Source organism: Paenibacillus donghaensis (assembly GCF_002192415.1).
In the GTDB taxonomy this organism is placed as follows: Bacteria; Bacillota; Bacilli; order Paenibacillales; family Paenibacillaceae; genus Paenibacillus_AQ; species Paenibacillus_AQ donghaensis.
Genome location: NZ_CP021780.1, coordinates 2,921,239 through 2,936,586, shown reverse-complemented (window position 1 = coordinate 2,936,586; position 15,348 = coordinate 2,921,239). Strand labels below are relative to the sequence as shown.

Annotated in this window: 10 protein-coding genes and 3 pseudogenes; 6 read left to right on the top strand and 7 right to left on the bottom strand. The window is 46.2% G+C overall.

Annotated elements, in window-relative coordinates; genetic code table 11:
* The first annotated feature begins 16 nt into the window (after positions 1-16).
* Positions 17-1,822, top strand: a complete 1,806-nt coding sequence (locus B9T62_RS12780; RefSeq protein WP_157685587.1) for a metallophosphoesterase family protein — start codon at positions 17-19, stop codon at positions 1,820-1,822.
* Positions 1,823-2,064: 242 nt separating this feature from the next.
* On the opposite strand, the pseudogene B9T62_RS12775 reads toward B9T62_RS12780, so the two are convergent.
* The 4 genes and pseudogenes from B9T62_RS12775 to B9T62_RS12760 form a co-directional block, all read right to left on the bottom strand.
* Positions 2,065-2,409, bottom strand: a pseudogene (locus tag B9T62_RS12775) (DNA alkylation repair protein); the annotation flags it as partial.
* A gap of 618 nt (positions 2,410-3,027) precedes the next feature.
* A complete protein-coding gene (locus B9T62_RS12770) occupies positions 3,028-4,083 on the bottom strand; it encodes a FecCD family ABC transporter permease (protein ID WP_087915595.1) in 1,056 nt (351 codons plus the stop codon).
* The gene (locus B9T62_RS12765; RefSeq protein ID WP_245864442.1) at positions 4,076-5,107 is read right to left on the bottom strand and encodes a FecCD family ABC transporter permease; all 1,032 of its coding nucleotides are present in this window, start codon (positions 5,105-5,107) and stop codon (positions 4,076-4,078) included. Before B9T62_RS12765 ends, B9T62_RS12770 begins: the two co-directional genes overlap by 8 nt.
* Before the next feature lie 15 nt (positions 5,108-5,122).
* Positions 5,123-6,148 (bottom strand): ABC transporter substrate-binding protein, encoded by a 1,026-nt coding sequence (locus tag B9T62_RS12760; protein ID WP_087915594.1) that lies wholly within the window; start codon positions 6,146-6,148, stop codon positions 5,123-5,125.
* A 164-nt stretch (positions 6,149-6,312) separates the two neighbouring features.
* On the opposite strand from B9T62_RS12760, the pseudogene B9T62_RS12755 reads away from it, so the two are divergent.
* From B9T62_RS12755 to B9T62_RS12745, 3 genes and pseudogenes are all read left to right on the top strand, one after another.
* Positions 6,313-6,678: pseudogene (locus tag B9T62_RS12755) on the top strand (LytR/AlgR family response regulator transcription factor); the annotation flags it as partial.
* A gap of 1 nt (position 6,679) precedes the next feature.
* Positions 6,680-7,963: an ATP-binding protein gene (locus tag B9T62_RS12750; protein ID WP_087915593.1), complete on the top strand. Its 1,284-nt coding sequence runs from the start codon at positions 6,680-6,682 to the stop codon at positions 7,961-7,963.
* 149 nt (positions 7,964-8,112) lie between these two features.
* The gene (locus tag B9T62_RS12745; protein WP_087915592.1) at positions 8,113-10,176 is read left to right on the top strand and encodes a serine hydrolase domain-containing protein; all 2,064 of its coding nucleotides are present in this window, start codon (positions 8,113-8,115) and stop codon (positions 10,174-10,176) included.
* Positions 10,177-10,418: 242 nt separating this feature from the next.
* On the opposite strand, the gene B9T62_RS12740 is transcribed toward B9T62_RS12745, so the two are convergent.
* From B9T62_RS12740 to B9T62_RS12730, 3 genes and pseudogenes are all read right to left on the bottom strand, one after another.
* A complete protein-coding gene (locus B9T62_RS12740; protein ID WP_087915591.1) occupies positions 10,419-11,309 on the bottom strand; it encodes a GNAT family N-acetyltransferase in 891 nt (296 codons plus the stop codon).
* 57 nt (positions 11,310-11,366) lie between these two features.
* Positions 11,367-12,243, bottom strand: a pseudogene (locus B9T62_RS12735) (MFS transporter); the annotation flags it as partial.
* 423 nt (positions 12,244-12,666) lie between these two features.
* Positions 12,667-13,374, bottom strand: a complete 708-nt coding sequence (locus B9T62_RS12730; protein ID WP_087915590.1) for a DNA alkylation repair protein — start codon at positions 13,372-13,374, stop codon at positions 12,667-12,669.
* Positions 13,375-13,511: 137 nt separating this feature from the next.
* On the opposite strand from B9T62_RS12730, the gene B9T62_RS12725 reads away from it, so the two are divergent.
* Positions 13,512-14,186 (top strand): response regulator transcription factor, encoded by a 675-nt coding sequence (locus B9T62_RS12725; RefSeq protein WP_087915589.1) that lies wholly within the window; start codon positions 13,512-13,514, stop codon positions 14,184-14,186.
* The gene (locus B9T62_RS12720) at positions 14,183-15,238 is read left to right on the top strand and encodes a HAMP domain-containing sensor histidine kinase (RefSeq protein WP_087915588.1); all 1,056 of its coding nucleotides are present in this window, start codon (positions 14,183-14,185) and stop codon (positions 15,236-15,238) included. The genes B9T62_RS12725 and B9T62_RS12720 overlap by 4 nt, the downstream gene beginning before the upstream one ends.
* Positions 15,239-15,348 lie beyond the last annotated feature (110 nt).

The window sequence follows — 15,348 nt, the reverse complement described above, 5'->3', positions numbered from 1 at the left end:
AGGGAGGTTTCTTGCATTGAGAATTGTTGTATTGGGTGATTTTCATATCGATCAGCAACACCCGGAATTTACAGAGCAGGCGATGAAGGATGCTGCCCAGGTCTTCCCCGATCTGGTCATTCCGCTTGGCGACTTTGGCAGAAATGGACTCATTGGCAAACCAGAGGGAATTGAGGAGGCCAAGGGATATCTCGACCAAATTGGAGCACCCTTGCGGCCGATTATGGGAAATCACGATCTGGAGCGGGAATCCGGCGGCAAACAGCCGAAAGGGACGATGGAGGAGGCATATTCGCGCCTGTTCGGGCAGTCTGAGCCTTTTGGTGTACTGGAATTTGCGGAATGGAGGTTGTTCTTTGCTTCTACCGAACCCCAGCCGGAAGACTCCTGCTACGATGTGCAGGAATGCTACGTAACAGATGCTCAGTTTGAAGCGCTTGTAGTCAAAATAAAAGAGCGCCCGGGGGTCCCGGTGCTCTTCTTTACACACGCGCCCCCGATCGGAAGCGGCCTGCGGACGGTCCCCCGCGTACACGTCCGCTCTACCAATGCTTACCTCGATCAGAACCATGATCCTTACCGCTGGCTGGAGCTTGTTCGTACGTCTCCGGAAATTGTAATGTGGTTCTCCGCTCATTACCATCTCAGCCATGGGTATAGAAACTCTCATACCTTGGTACACGGAACCCACTTCTTCATGACAGGGGTCCATAGTTCTTGCACACGCGATGGCAAACGCCAATCCCGAATTCTTGAACTTGATTCCGCAGGCGTGAGCGTCCGTACTTTGGACCATTCATCCCGGCAGATTACGCAAGAGGGCGCTTTCGTATGGGAAGGAAAGCCGGCAGCGATGATGGAGATACCCGCGGAGAATTCCACCTTGCTCCATGTTGCCCCTGATGGGTTTCGGGCAGAGTCTGGGGTCCGCCTCATCAGGGAGAGTCCGGTCGGCGAAGCTCCATCCGTCCCTTATGGGGTTGTCTCGTTGCCGCGTAACCGCTATCTGGTGGCAACGGGCGATGGCTTCTCTTGGGAAGCGGAGCCGGAGATTAACGCCGTGTTAGGCACATTGCACCTGGGCCCCCCTCTTCGCAGTATCACGGCAACTGCCGGTATCTGCTGGTTTGCCTGGGACCGCAGCCTCGGTTATTCCAACTTGTCCAGTCCCTGGCGCTTCGTGCGCCTGGAGAAAGGAGCCTGGCCAGAGGCGTTTCATTCTTTCGCACAACCAGTGGAAGCCCTTGCCCCAAAGGGCGATGGCACCATTCTTGCAGCCGCTGAAGGTTGGCTGTGGGAAGCATCGCCCTCGGCGAACGGGCTGAAGATCGAGCCGGTTATACCCTTGCCTGAATCCTGCAAGCAACTGATAGCCGATGGCGGGCAAGCCTGGGTGGTCGGACAATCAGGTACGCTATATCACTGGACAGCCTCTGTCGGCAAGTTCATTGCCATCAGAGACCGGGTTACAGCCTGGGATGTATGGGAAGGAGAAACGGCCACTTTAATCGCAGCAGTGGATCATTATGAAGTAGAGATAAGCGGCGAAAGGGTCCGGAAATACCCGATGCCGGGAGTTCCCGATCAAGCAGATTCGGCTCAGATCATTGGTCTTGGACAAGGAGCCTTCGTGGTTGTCTTGAATGGCAAGGCTTATGCGAGTGGCGGCCAAATCCTTACCCCCATTCAGCTGAACGGAGATTCGGCTGGGGTTCATGCCGTTTCCCGCTGTTCTGAGGATGCCCGGCAATTTGCCGTATCCACTGTTCGGGAAGATGAGGGAATCGGGCTGCTGCAAATATGGCAGATTCAAGGTCTATGATTTGGGAGATGCCTTCTTTGTGGGCATTCTCAAGCATGCGGATAGATCCCGGATTCCGGGGAGAGGCTTCCCCTATGATTCGGTGAAGGGGTTGCTTGGCGATGTGTCGCATATTATGGCTTCTGTTTAACACCTTACATATTTGCGTTTGAAACCAAGTTTCCCTTTATATACTACTTTATGGATATTTATGGAATCGAGTAAAAACTTGCTTTTTTTCTTATCCAGATTGACTTCTACTGGGCCTGTCTCAGCTCTTCGCCGCTTGCGATCCATTTATCGGCAACTTCTTGCGCAATATCTGTTTCTGCCAAGGTTACTGCCACTACATAATCGGAAAGCATATAAAAATAAGCCGAATCTATCCAACGGTTAAAATCCGCTTCAGTCATTGCTTTTGGGTCTGCAATTACGCCGGCAAAGTACATTGCGTTGTAATTCCCCGTGGTGTAAAGCTAATCAGCCAAAGGTTGATTATTTTTGATTTTCCTGGCGATGTGCTTCATCTCGCCTGTAGCCACACCAAAAACCGGTTCGTGTGCGCCATTGGATACGTATATTTTCTTGGTTCGTTCCTTGAAATTCATTGTTTAACACATCCTTATTTTTGAAGGTTTCATCAAGTTTATTATAATTCTCCTTTATACTCTTCACTGTTACTGAGTTTAATTATTTATGTTCTGTAGAGTTTTTTCAGTTTCGCTAAGATAGTATGGCTTTTCGTTACTACTTAGGACCCTGCGAGGATATAGAAGGTTTACTGGCGAAGGTTAGGGGATCGCACTACCGTAATCCAAACCCTCTCCTACCCGAACTACAGGTAACCTACGTCCTAACGGACCGTATAGCCTCTATTTCCTCATTTCTGCGCTGGTTTGGAATGTAACGGACCACCATAGCCTCTATATCAGAAAAACAGGCCTTACCTAGTGGGTTTCGGCTTGAATAGGGGCTCCTGAGTCCGTTAGAGCTGCAAAACAGCCTTTGTACAGCAAATAGGGGCTCCTGAGTCCGTTAATAGTCTGAAAGTTAATCGCTGGTTACCGGCGACAGCCTTCCTTGTTATGCTTAGCCTCCTTGTCGCGCGGTGTGGTAGGACAGGCTCGGGCGAGTAACACAAGGGGGTTCTAAGTAGTAACGGCTTTTCTTATAAATAAGAGGGAGACCCAGCAGCCATTTCATAGCTGTTGAGACTCCCTTATTTTTTACTTTTTCACCAGTGATTTGCGCAAAAGAAACAGAAAGAACGGTGCACCAAGCAACGTGGTTACTGCCCCGACCGGGAGACTTGTCAGATGATTCTCCATACCTGGAAATGGAAGCCTGAGGGTGATGCTCTGTCCTAACCAGTCTGACGCCAGCAGCAAAAAGGCTGAGAACAATGCACTGACCGGAAACAACAATAGGGGTTTTCTTCCCACGAGCAACGAGGCAATGTGCGGCCCGATAAGTCCGATAAAACCAATTGCTCCTACTACCGAGACAGAAGCTGCCGTTAAGCCCGAGGCAATGATAAGCAGCATGAACCGTGAACGGTTGACGGCAAGGCCTAATCCGGTGGCGGTAGTATCTCCCAGCTGAAGCAGTTCAGCCTGGTACGCATAGACCATAGACAGAAACAGGCCCAGCACAGCCCACGGCCAGAGCATAGCCCAACTGCTCCAGCCCCGCCCATTTAGGGAACCGAAGGTCCACAAAAAGATGGTGGACAACCCCTGCTGTCCCTGAAGAAGGAATAGGGAGACCGCCGACTGCAAAATCGCCGTCACGATGATACCAATTAAAGCCAGCCGCGTTCCGTTGCCGGGGTGTCTGGCATTCAGTGCAATCACCAGCAGCACTGCACCAAGCCCGCCGATCAAAGCGACAAAAGTCAGCGGTACAGCCTGGACTAGAGTGTCTGACGCGAAGCTAATCCAGAGCACGGCTGCCAGTACAGCTCCGGAAGATGCCCCCACAAGTCCGGGCTCTACAAGCGGATTACGCATGACCACCTGCAGAATGGCGCCGGCTGTACCCAGCATCAGGCCAGCAGCGATGGCAACCAAGGCTCGCGGCAGCCGCAAATTCCAGACGATATGACGAAAGCCCTCCTCACCGCCATGATTGAACAATGCCCGCAGGACTTCTTCGGGCGTCAATACCGTTTTCCCAAGTCCAATATGCAAGACGAATAACAACATAATGCCCAGCAGAAGGAGAAAAAACGTCCCTGTCAATCTTTTGCCTCGAGTAGCTGCCATACTCCCCCACTTACTCATTGTTTCCGCCTCTTTGCCGCTTCACCAACAGCATCAGAAACAATCCGCCGCCCAGCAGCGTGGTCCACACCCCGACGGGAATTTCCAAGGGATAGAACAGCAAACGGGCTACCGTATCTGCCGCCACCAGCAGTACACCCCCGGCTAACACGGCTAACGGCAGGACCTGGCGTGTATCCAGTGTTCCCAGCATGGAGCGGATGAAATGGGGCGCAATTAAGGCGATATAGCCAATAGGACCGCATTGGGCAACCGTTATGGCTACCAGTCCCGTACACACGGCAAGTATAAGAATACGTGCCCGTAGCACTTTTACTCCCAGCCCCGAGGCTGTTTCATCGCCAAGCTGCAGCAAATTAAGCGTACGGGTGAACAAGAAGGCGATAGGCAGCACGACAAGGGTCCATGGCAGCATACGAATGACATGCTCCCAGCTGCGGTTGGCCAGCGAGCCGAGCAAGTAGGTGTAGAGAAGATTAACGTCATTGCTTGTCGCCAGTGCAATCAGAACAATGAGCAGTCCGTTTAGAATAGCGGATACAGACATGCCGATCAGAAGCATGCCTGCTGTACCGCGGCTGCCCCTTGCCGACAGCACGACACAAAGACCGCCGGCAAGACCGCCGAACAAGGCTATTACCGGATGTATAATGACTGCAACCGGCAAATGCAGCACGGTGACTGCAGCCATTGCAAGTGAAGCTCCCGAGGATACACCCAGCAGCTCGGGTCCTGCCAGCTTGTTGTTCATTGCAGCCTGCATAAGTGTGCCTGCAGCCCCAAGCATCATACCGACAAGCAGTCCTAGTATGATGCGGGGAATTCTCATATCCCAGATCACTGTAAGCTGCAGTTCACTGCCTGTCCGGAAAAGAATTATGCCCGCCAGTTCCTGCAAGGATATTTCCGGCGCACCTGAGCTTACATTAATTATTGCTGCCACTGCCAGCAGCGAACCGAATATAAAAATCGGAAGAAGAAAACTTCTTCTTCCGACCATAGACAACTGTTGTTCTGCTCGCATAGGGTTCACTGCCTCCTAGAACAGATCCGGGTATAAGGCTGCCAGCGATTCGTCCAAGAGAATACCGAGCGAACGGGTACCGCGACCGTCTCCCCAGATGGGAGAACGAACTTCGATCACTTGTTGTTCCTTAACGGCCGTAAGCTTGCTCCATAACGGCAACTCCCCCATTTGCTCGGATAAGGTCTTTGTGCCCGGGCTGTAGGAATAGCTTTCTACAAAAATTACATCAGGGTCCTCTTCCAACAGTTTCTCCAATGAATACTGAACACTGCCTTCCCCATAGGGATCTTCGGACGGATCATTAACCTTAAAGGGGTAATCGCTTACTTCCTTCAGTATTGAGCCGCCAAGACCGCTATCGGTTACAATAGAAAAATTGACATCAGAGCCATACATTATAAGTGCCTTTTTGTCCTTGGGCGCTTTCTGTTTCGCCTCATCAAGCTTGTCCAGAAACTTCTCTGCCGCCGCCTTAGCTTCGGCGGTTCTTCCTGTAAGCTTCCCAATCGTCTCTAGAATCGCAAGGGAATCTGTATACGTCTTGGGCCCAGCCAAATAAACGGGCGCTACACCTGTTAGTCCTTCACGCAAGGCATCGTGTACTCCAAGCAGACCAATGACGAGATCAGGCTTCACTGTTACGATGTCCTCCAGATTAGGTTCAAAAAAGCTGCCGCCAATCGATGCGAAAGCTTTACCATGCTCCCCGTAGAACTCGTCCTCAGTGGCAATGGTGCGCACACCGCTCTCTGCAATCGCAATCGGCTCAAGTCCAAGTTCCGCCAATATATCAACGCAAAGGGAGACCACGCAGGCTACCTTCTCTACTTTCTTACTGAATTCAAGCTCCTCTCCCGACGCATCAACAATTTGATGCGGTTCGAACGAATCTGCTGGTGCTTCCGCAGCCAATTGGGTTGCCGCCGGCTCCGGCTGCTGCGTAGCTGCCGTCTCTTCGTCTGCCTCATTGCTACATGCAGTTATTAACATGGAAACAGTTAACAGTATGCTGATAACAAGCCTTCTCGTACTCTTCATTGTGTTAAGTCTCCTTGTCTGCAACTTAATAGTAATCATTACGTTTAGAGTATATCAGAAACATTACGATTTGAATACTATTGCTAACAAAGTCTCCTATCCGCACGCACTTGAGGGATTTAAATGTGCATTTCATCCAAAAGTGATTTATTCAAGACCAAAATTACTTTCAAGCGCTTGATAAAAAGTTTATGGTCATCAAGTCGGCCTATGAAGAAGTTGTTCTGAAGCATGATGACATCATTGCGATCGAAGCTGCTAAAAGCTTAACCATAAAAAGCAAGCTGAATTTTATCACCCTCAATCAAATCTATGAAAGCAAAGGCATCCTTGCCGATTATGCGCTGGCACTCAAAGACAACAACTTCCTGCAAATCCACCGTTCCGTCATTATCAATCTGCTTCATGTGCGGAAGTTCGCCAGCGGAGTTGTGCTTATGTCGGGTGGGATTGAGCTGCCGATCGGCCGCTCTAAAATGAAAGAGGTTAAAGATTGTTACACCAAATTTATGATTATGAAGGTCCATTGATATGATCACGAACTACTGGATGATTGTGCTGTGTGTTGAGGTTGTGATGTGCCTTCAGATCATTTATTTCTTTAACTCGGTGTTCGGCAAATCTGCCCAAAAGCATAAGAAGTGGATGTACTTTATGGTTTTCGGAGTACTTGGTTACATTTATTTATCCGTTCCGGATTCTTTTGTGATCTCTTCGTTCCTGGCTTTAGTGGTCATTTTCAGTTTGGCATTAGTCTATAACGTGGAAATCAAAACAAAGATTATTTTCACCGTGCTTTATGGGGTGTTAATGTCTATCGTTAATATGATTTCGGTCTATTGTTTTTATCTGTTGGATATGGTTGACCTTAGCAGTCTTGATTCTATAGATGAACAGAACCAGTTCCTGTTACTCAAGGTAATCCTGCTCAGCTTCACGATTATGTTTGCCGTTATCCTGATTATTCGGCTGATCGCCAAACGCAGAAGCTTCTCCTTGCATTATCGTTACTATATATTATTAATACTTATCCCTATCATCAGCATCTACCAGCTTAATGTACTCACGTATTACAATGAGATGAACATCCATTATTTTATTTCCGCTATTGGGTTTCTTTTTACAAACGTGATGATCATCTACATTTTTGATACGATTATTGATAAATTTCAATTCAAGCATGAAAATGCCCGTCTGGAGCAGCAAATGAACTATCAGGATGCAAATTACGAAAAAACTGTGCACAGCTTTAAATCGGTCAAAAGAATAATCCACGACACGAACCAGCAGTTACTCTATATCGAAGAGTGCATCAAGCGAAATGAGCTGGCAGCAGCACTAGAGCATATCCGAACGACGTTAAACAAAGTTGAAGGCGCCTACCAACGGGTAAATACAGGCCATTTAGTGATAGATGCCCTCGTTACAAACACGCTTAATATCGGACAAGCGAATGGCATACGCATTGAAACGAAGCTGAACTTGTATTCTCCTGAGATCTCGATAGATCGTTATGACTTATGTGTCGTACTCGGAAATATGCTGGATAATGCGATAGAAGCCTCCAAACAGGTGAAAATCGCAGAGGACCGGTACGTGGAGATCACTATATTTTCCAATGACACTGCCCTGTTCATACACATTGTTAATTATATGGAACATGATGTCGCCCTTTTACGCAGCCAAAAGCCAAACCCGGAGAACCATGGTATCGGTCTCACGAATATCACCAGAATATGCGATAAATACGGCGGCCATATGACTATTGAAACCAAGCAAAAAACCTTTCACAATATGGTCATGCTGCCTTTTTGAACGAGCAATCCCTAAACATGCTGTTGTTTAGGGATTGTTTTTTGACGTTTCGGGGTGTTTTTGCATATACCTGCCTCCTCTCTTGTATGCTGAATACAGCCCATTAAATCCGGTAAATTCCGGTAAAGGATCCTAAGGAGGAAGTTAACATGAAAAAAATCATTGCTGTAGTAATGACTGCCATGCTTGTGGTCGTACCCATGAGTTCGGCTGCAGCACAAATCAGTAAGGAAACCGTACAGCAGAAGGCTCAAAAACTGGCTGCAAAAATCGTGTCCGACTATGGGGTGAGCGGCTTGCAGTACGCCATTATGGACAAGGGAGCGATTGTATTATCCGACGGCACAGGTGTCCGCGATAAAGCCACCCACGCTCCAATTACAAAGGATACGATGTTCGGCATCGGATCGGTCAGCAAAATGTATGTAACGGCTGCAGCGATGATGCTGGCTGATGCCAACAAAATTGATATCGATCAACCGCTTGTCACCTATATCAAGGATTTCAGCATGGCGGATGAAAGATATAAGGAAATTACGCCGCGGATGCTCATGAATCATTCCTCAGGTCTTTACGGCAGTCATTATGCCAATAGCATGTTGTTCGATGACAATGACACCCGGAACCGTGATGAATTATTATTGAGGCTGCAATCAGAGCACCTAAAGTCCAAACCGGGTGAATATTCAGTGTATTGCAACGATGGATTCCAGCTATTGGAGATCCTGGTTGAACGAGTAAGCGGCTTAAGCTACACGGATTTTCTGGATCAGAAGATTAACCAGCCGCTGAAATTCATCTCCACCCAAACGCCGCTTAGCGCTTTTGACAGAGAAAAACTGGCGAAAACCTATTACCCTACGATGGAACAGGCTTTGCCCGTTGAGAATGCCAACGTCATTGGTGCAGGCGGGATCTACTCCACTGCTGAAGAACTAGCCGTTTTCGGAGATTTATTGATCGGAAATCGAACAAATATTTTATCTGAGAAATCGGCTGCCGCCATGCAAAGCGCAGAATATAGAAAAGGCATTTGGGTACCAGAGGAAACAAACAGCTTTAACTATGGTCTTGGCTGGGATGCCGTCAGCTTGGCCCCGTTTGATGATTACGATATCAAAGCATTATCCAAAGGCGGGGATACCGTAATGTATCACGCTACTTTGACTACATTGCCTGAACATAATATTTCGATCGCTGTCCTGTCATCGGGCGGGAACTCGCTGTATAACAGTGTTTTTGCTTCTAACGTTCTATTGGAATATTTGCAGGACAAAGGCAAGATCCAAAAGATTTTGCCGGATCGAACCTTTGAACCTTCCGTCAAGGTCAACATGCCGGCGGAGCAGCTCGCTTATTCTGGATTATACGGCACAGTTGGCACAACGATAGATGTGGAGATTAAGAACGGAGAGATGAAGCTGCCCGCTCTAGTCGGGGGGATTATCCCGCCACAAACCTATGTGTATACGGGCAAAGGACAATTCAAAAACAACGATGGAAATGTGACGATAAGCTTTGACAAACAATCGAATGGAAAAACTTATTTCAAGCTTAACACCTATGTGGAAATTCCCGGAATTGGGCAAACGCTTATGGTCGCCTATGAATATCAGAAGCTGGATGCCAATCCTCTTCAGCCGGCAACGAAAGCTGCATGGGAAAAAAGAAACGGTAAAAATTACTATGAGTTGGGAGAAAAGATCAATTCTTTATTCTATCTCTCCCCTACCTTCTTAGTCAGGAATATAGCTGTGGATAGTGAAAACGGCTATGCATCAGGCACTAAAATTGTTGATGAGCATAGAGCCGTAAATGCCGTAGAAATTCCGGTTATGAACGGTAGAGATGCCTTCGATTTGAACTTCCATACTGTGAACAACAAAGAGTATTTGACGATAGATGGGCAATCTTACCTTAGTGAAGATGCCGTTAACCCGATCTACGGCGGAAAAACATCGATCAGCACGATTGAGAAAAGCGGTCACGCTGTATGGTTCAAGATCGATGCCAAATCGGCTACTAAAGCCATGAGCGTTGATGCTCCGGCAAGCGGAGGATTCGCCGTTTACGATGAGAATGGGATGCTTGTGTACTCCTCTATCGTCAATAAAGCTAAGTCGGTAGTCCTCCCAGAAGGCGGGATGATTGTTTTAGGCGGCGAGGCGGGGGATGTTTTTCAGATTAGTATGAAGACACGGCCCTTATTATAAAGCAATCTTTCCCACGTAGGACTTGTTTTAATTGCTTGTTACTACTTAGGACCCTGCGAGGATATAGAAGGTTACTCGAGAAGGTTAGCCTCCTTGTCGCGCGGTGTGGTAGGAGAGGATCGGACGAGTAACACATGAAAAAAAAGGGGCTCTAAGTAGTAACAATTGCTTTATCTAACAGTTCTATCGGCTGTTGGTATATGCTTTTTGGTATAGTCCATTGCATATAGCACCAATACCCATTAGGAATGTGAAGTTAATGGGAGCAAGAAATGTCTTGTCCCATCTACAAATAACGGACGAACAAACAATGTATCGTCACTCTCTGTTATGAACGCTGTATAAAGGTTCTCATTCTCGTAATCTGTTGTGAAATAAAAATGAATGATCTCTGTATCAGCAGAAACAATGCTATTTATAATAAAATCGTAATCAACTTTTTGTTTGCTGATAATATCAAAAATATGAAGATTCTTATCCTCTTGCTGAAAAATAACAATGGCATCAATAGCTTCGATGTAATAAATAGCATCATTAAATGCTAAGATAAAGTAAAACATCAATAGATGTTCATTATTCTTCACTCCCATTATTGGAGATACAGGTATTCTTTCCGCAGCAAACTGCTCCATCATTTGAAAATCGTCTGGGTTATCCGTATCTAACCTACGTATAGAATGTGTTGTTGCTGTTTGTGTTTTCAGATCTGACACGTTCAGCGAGAAACTACTTTCTTGCACTTTTCCAAACCCAAATCTAGGATAAAAGTCTAGAACCGATTCATTGGCAAATAAGTAAATAAAGTCGTATTCTTGTTCATATTTCTCAATAATATGGTTCATCAGTTTTCCCGATAATCCTTGATTACGGTAGTCGGGATGCGTCATAACTGTGCCCACTTGGATGGCATTGTACTCTTTACCACTAGATACTAATGTCATTTTGTTTATGGAAGCATTTGCTATTACTTTATCTCCATCAATGTATGAATAACATATATATTTGTCGTTCCAGTACCCCTTTTCATACCATTTTTTGAAATCAAGCCCAAATACCATTTTAGCCAATTCATTAAAGCTTTCCTTATATGTTTTAATGTCCTTGTAGTCACTTACTAATTGATAATAAGTCATATAAACCTCTCTTTTTTTCTTTGGTTTTTTGTTTAATTAAAGAATGATATTGCGATATTATCTCTTTTGTGCAGTATGTGCGTTATCCGGCGCTTTTTGGTTCATGATCGGCAGCATGACCAGTGCGCCAAGAAGAAATAATAATCCTGCTCCGCTATAGATCGTACCCAGCGAAAATGCATCCTTTAACGCGCCAGCGAAAGACATGGAAACGACCATCATGCCAACGAACATCGGATTCAGCACCCCATTCACCCGGCCGACAATGGAAGCATGTGACCATTTCAGAATCATTGTGCTGATCCCGATATGAATGCAAGGGAAAGCAAGACCATTCAGAAATTGAACCGGTCAGCGTGACCGGAACGCTCGTCGAATACCCGACAATGGCTGTGCAGACCGCGCCTGCCAGCATGCCTATCGCAAGAAGAAGCTGCGGCGGAACCCGCTTCGCGAAGACGGCTACGATCCCGCCCCCGATCAGCATGGCTGCGCCATTCACCATCAGCAGATATTGCAGGAACTCCTCACTCCTGCCCAGCCGCTCCGTTACGATAAACAGGTTGAGCGCTTGGGCTACGCCAACAGCGAGTCCCGCGAGAATAAACGCGAGTCCGAGCATACGCAGCACTTGGCTTTGCCAGACATAGCGGAAGCCCTCAATGAAATCTTTACGGAACTGCCCTTTTACAGCGACCGTCTGTGGTTCCATATTATCCTCAGGCAGGCGAATAAGGACGAGTGCAGAAAGCAGAAAAACCACGCCCATTACAGCGATCGATGTTTCAAGGCCAAAGGTGCTGTAAATGAAGGTGCCAAGCATAGGGCCAAGCACCATGAAGATGGCCATCAGCGATTGGAATAGAGCCATCCCTTGCTGCAGCTGTTCTTCTGGAACATGATGCTTAAACAATCGCATGCTAGAAGGCTGCTTCTTTTCAACCCCCAATTTGTCTATAAAAATGCCCAACTGGATTTATGTTACGACTCTCCTTTCAATTCCTAATTATACATACCTCATCATCGTTGACCTACTACTAAAGACTGAAATTACAATAGGAATCAGCAATTATCTTAGTGGATAAATCTACCAATAAAAAAAGTCCGCCATTTACGCGGACTTTCATCTGTTCGAATAACTTTCATGCCGATATTATCAAGAAATGTTTTGAGATGAGCAGCTGTTTCAGGTCCCGTCTCAACTGCAAAACAACCTTGAACCTCCGAAGCGTATTCGCAAAGCTTTATTTGGTTTTGCTACTATTATCCAGCTTGCTCTTCTGGCCCCTCAGCCCCTTTGTTGCATTAGCTGCTGCTGTAATTAGTTTGATTTGGTTGATTATTAGTTTATCAAGCTTTAGCATCTTACATATTTGCGTTTGAAACCAAGCCGTTCTTTATCTACAGCCTTCTGAATATTTTCGGAAGCGAGTAACAACTTGCTTTTTTTCTTGTCCTGCTTAACTTCTACTGGTCCTACTGCTTTTGCAGTGTCTACCGCCTTGTCATGGAGAGGCAAATAGGATATCCCCACGGTGTAAATGAAGCTATTCATAGCGTATTTGGTTCGTTCGGGAGCATCGTGAATCGTATGTTGCACAAGTTCAAGCATATTGGCCAGTTTGCTTTCGGAGAATTCATTGTCCGGCCGATTACCCAAAAGCCAGCAGTAGCAACTCCAGCCCGCTGACTGCCTCAGCTCTTCGCTGCTTGCAATCCATTGATCGGCAACATCTTGCGCAATATCTGATTCTGCCAAGGTTACTGCCACTACAAAATCAGACAGCATATAGAAATAAGCCGAATCTATCCAACGGTTAAAATCCGCTTCAGTCATTGCTGTGGGGTCTGCAATTACGCCGGCAAAGTACATTGCGTCGTAATTTCCTGTGGAGTATAGCTGATCAGCCAAAGCTTGATTTTTTTTGATTTTTCTGGCGATGGGCTTCATCTCGCCTGTAGCCACACCAAAAACCGGTTCGTGTGCGCCATTGGATACGTATATTTTCTTGGTTCGTTCCTTGCCGAGAGCTTCAAGCTCCTGCATAACCATTTCGAAATTCATTGTTTAACACATCCTTATTTTTAAAGGTTTCATCAAGTTTATCACAACTCTCCCTTTAGGCTAAATCTGAACAGTTTGTATTTTGCAAAAGAGAGGTGATATTATGGCTCTGATACCTCAAGGAGTGGAGTGAAACCATGATCAATATTCTGGTCGTAGAAGATGATAAACATGTACGAAGACTTCTTGAAGCTGTTCTGAAACGGGAAGGATATTCTGTTGTTACTGCCGAAGACGGAGTTAAGGCTCTGGAGGTCCTTGATGCGCAGCATATTGATCTAATCATTCTGGATATCATGATGCCTAATATGGATGGTTATGAATTTGCGAAGGAAGTTAGAGAGGCCAATAGCTTGATCCCCATTCTTATGGCCACAGCAAAACAGCTTCCTGAAGATAAGAAAAAGGGATTCCGGCTTGGAACCGATGATTATATGACCAAGCCCCTGGATACCGAAGAAATGCTTCTCAGAATCCATGCCCTGCTTCGCCGTTCACAAATTGCAAGTGCCCGTAAACTAACAGTGGGTAAAGTCATACTTGATTATGACACCTTGACCGTAATCCGGGAGGACGAGAAGCAGACCCTTCCTCAAAAGGAATTCTATCTGCTATATAAGCTATTATCCTACCCGGAGCGGATATTCACGCGCATCCAGCTTATGGATGAAATCTGGGGGTTGGGAAGCGAGAGTACAGACACTACTGTGAATGTACATATCAATCGATTGCGGAAACGGTTCGAAGCTTATCCGGAGTTTGAGCTAGTTTCCGTGTATGGTCTGGGCTATAAGGCGGTGAGAATGAGTTGAGTAAATTAAGCACCAGGCTATTCAACAGAATCAGTCTCCCCTTCTATTTCTCCATTTCCATATTCTTCATCTTTCTCATTACTGTAGTTATTACTGGGCTACTGTTCTATCTTGCACAGGTTTTTGGCCTTCTGAATGAAGAAATAGCCCAGGATGGAATCGTACTTCCCGTAGTGATATTAATGGCTTGCACCATTATAGGTACCACGATCTCGGCCATCACAAGCAAAAAAATGCTAAAGTCCATTCGGATGTTTATTGAAGCTACGGACCGGCTTGCCGGCGGTGACTTCTCCATGCGCCTTCTGCTTAAAAGTCCTCCGGAATTTAAAATCCTCTCAGAGAACTTTAACCGGATGGCCGAAGAGCTCGGGGGAATCGAGATTCTGCGGTCCGATTTCGTTAACAATTTCTCACATGAATTCAAAACACCCATTGTCTCGATCAAAGGTTTTGCTGAGATTCTAAAACATGATGATCTTCCCAAAGAAGAACGGGATGAGTATCTTGATATTATCATTGAGGAATCGGCCAGACTCGCTTCCCTTGCCTCGAATGTCCTGGAGCTGTCGAAGATTGAGACGCAAATGATTCTGACGAACAAACAGCGGTTTAATGTCGGGGAGCAGCTTCGCCAATGTGTACTACTGCTTGCTGCCAAATTGGAGAAGAAGAATCTGTCGATAAAGGTTAACGTTCAGGATGATCATATCTCCGGAAACAAAGAGCTGATAAATCAAGTCTGGTTGAACTTGTTGGATAACGCGATCAAGTTCACTCCGGAGAATGGCATAATTGAAGTTGGAATGAAGCGAAATGAAGATACCATTGATATTCTGTTCCGTGACAACGGAAGCGGTATTAGTGCAGAAGCTCTTCCAAGGATATTCGATAAATTCTATCAGCAGGACACTTCCCACTCGACTGCGGGCAATGGTCTAGGATTAGCGATCGTGAGCAAGATCATTCATCTGCATGCCGGAACAATTGTTTGCGATAGTAAGCCTCTCCAAGGTACCTCGTTTATTATTTCAATACCAATTGGACTATAGTTTAAGCCCTGAAAGAACTGAATGGTTCTTTCAGGGCTTTTTATTTTTTTCTGAAAAGTTAATTTTTTGTTTATCTTATTTCGTTATCCTATAAGCAACACTACATAAAG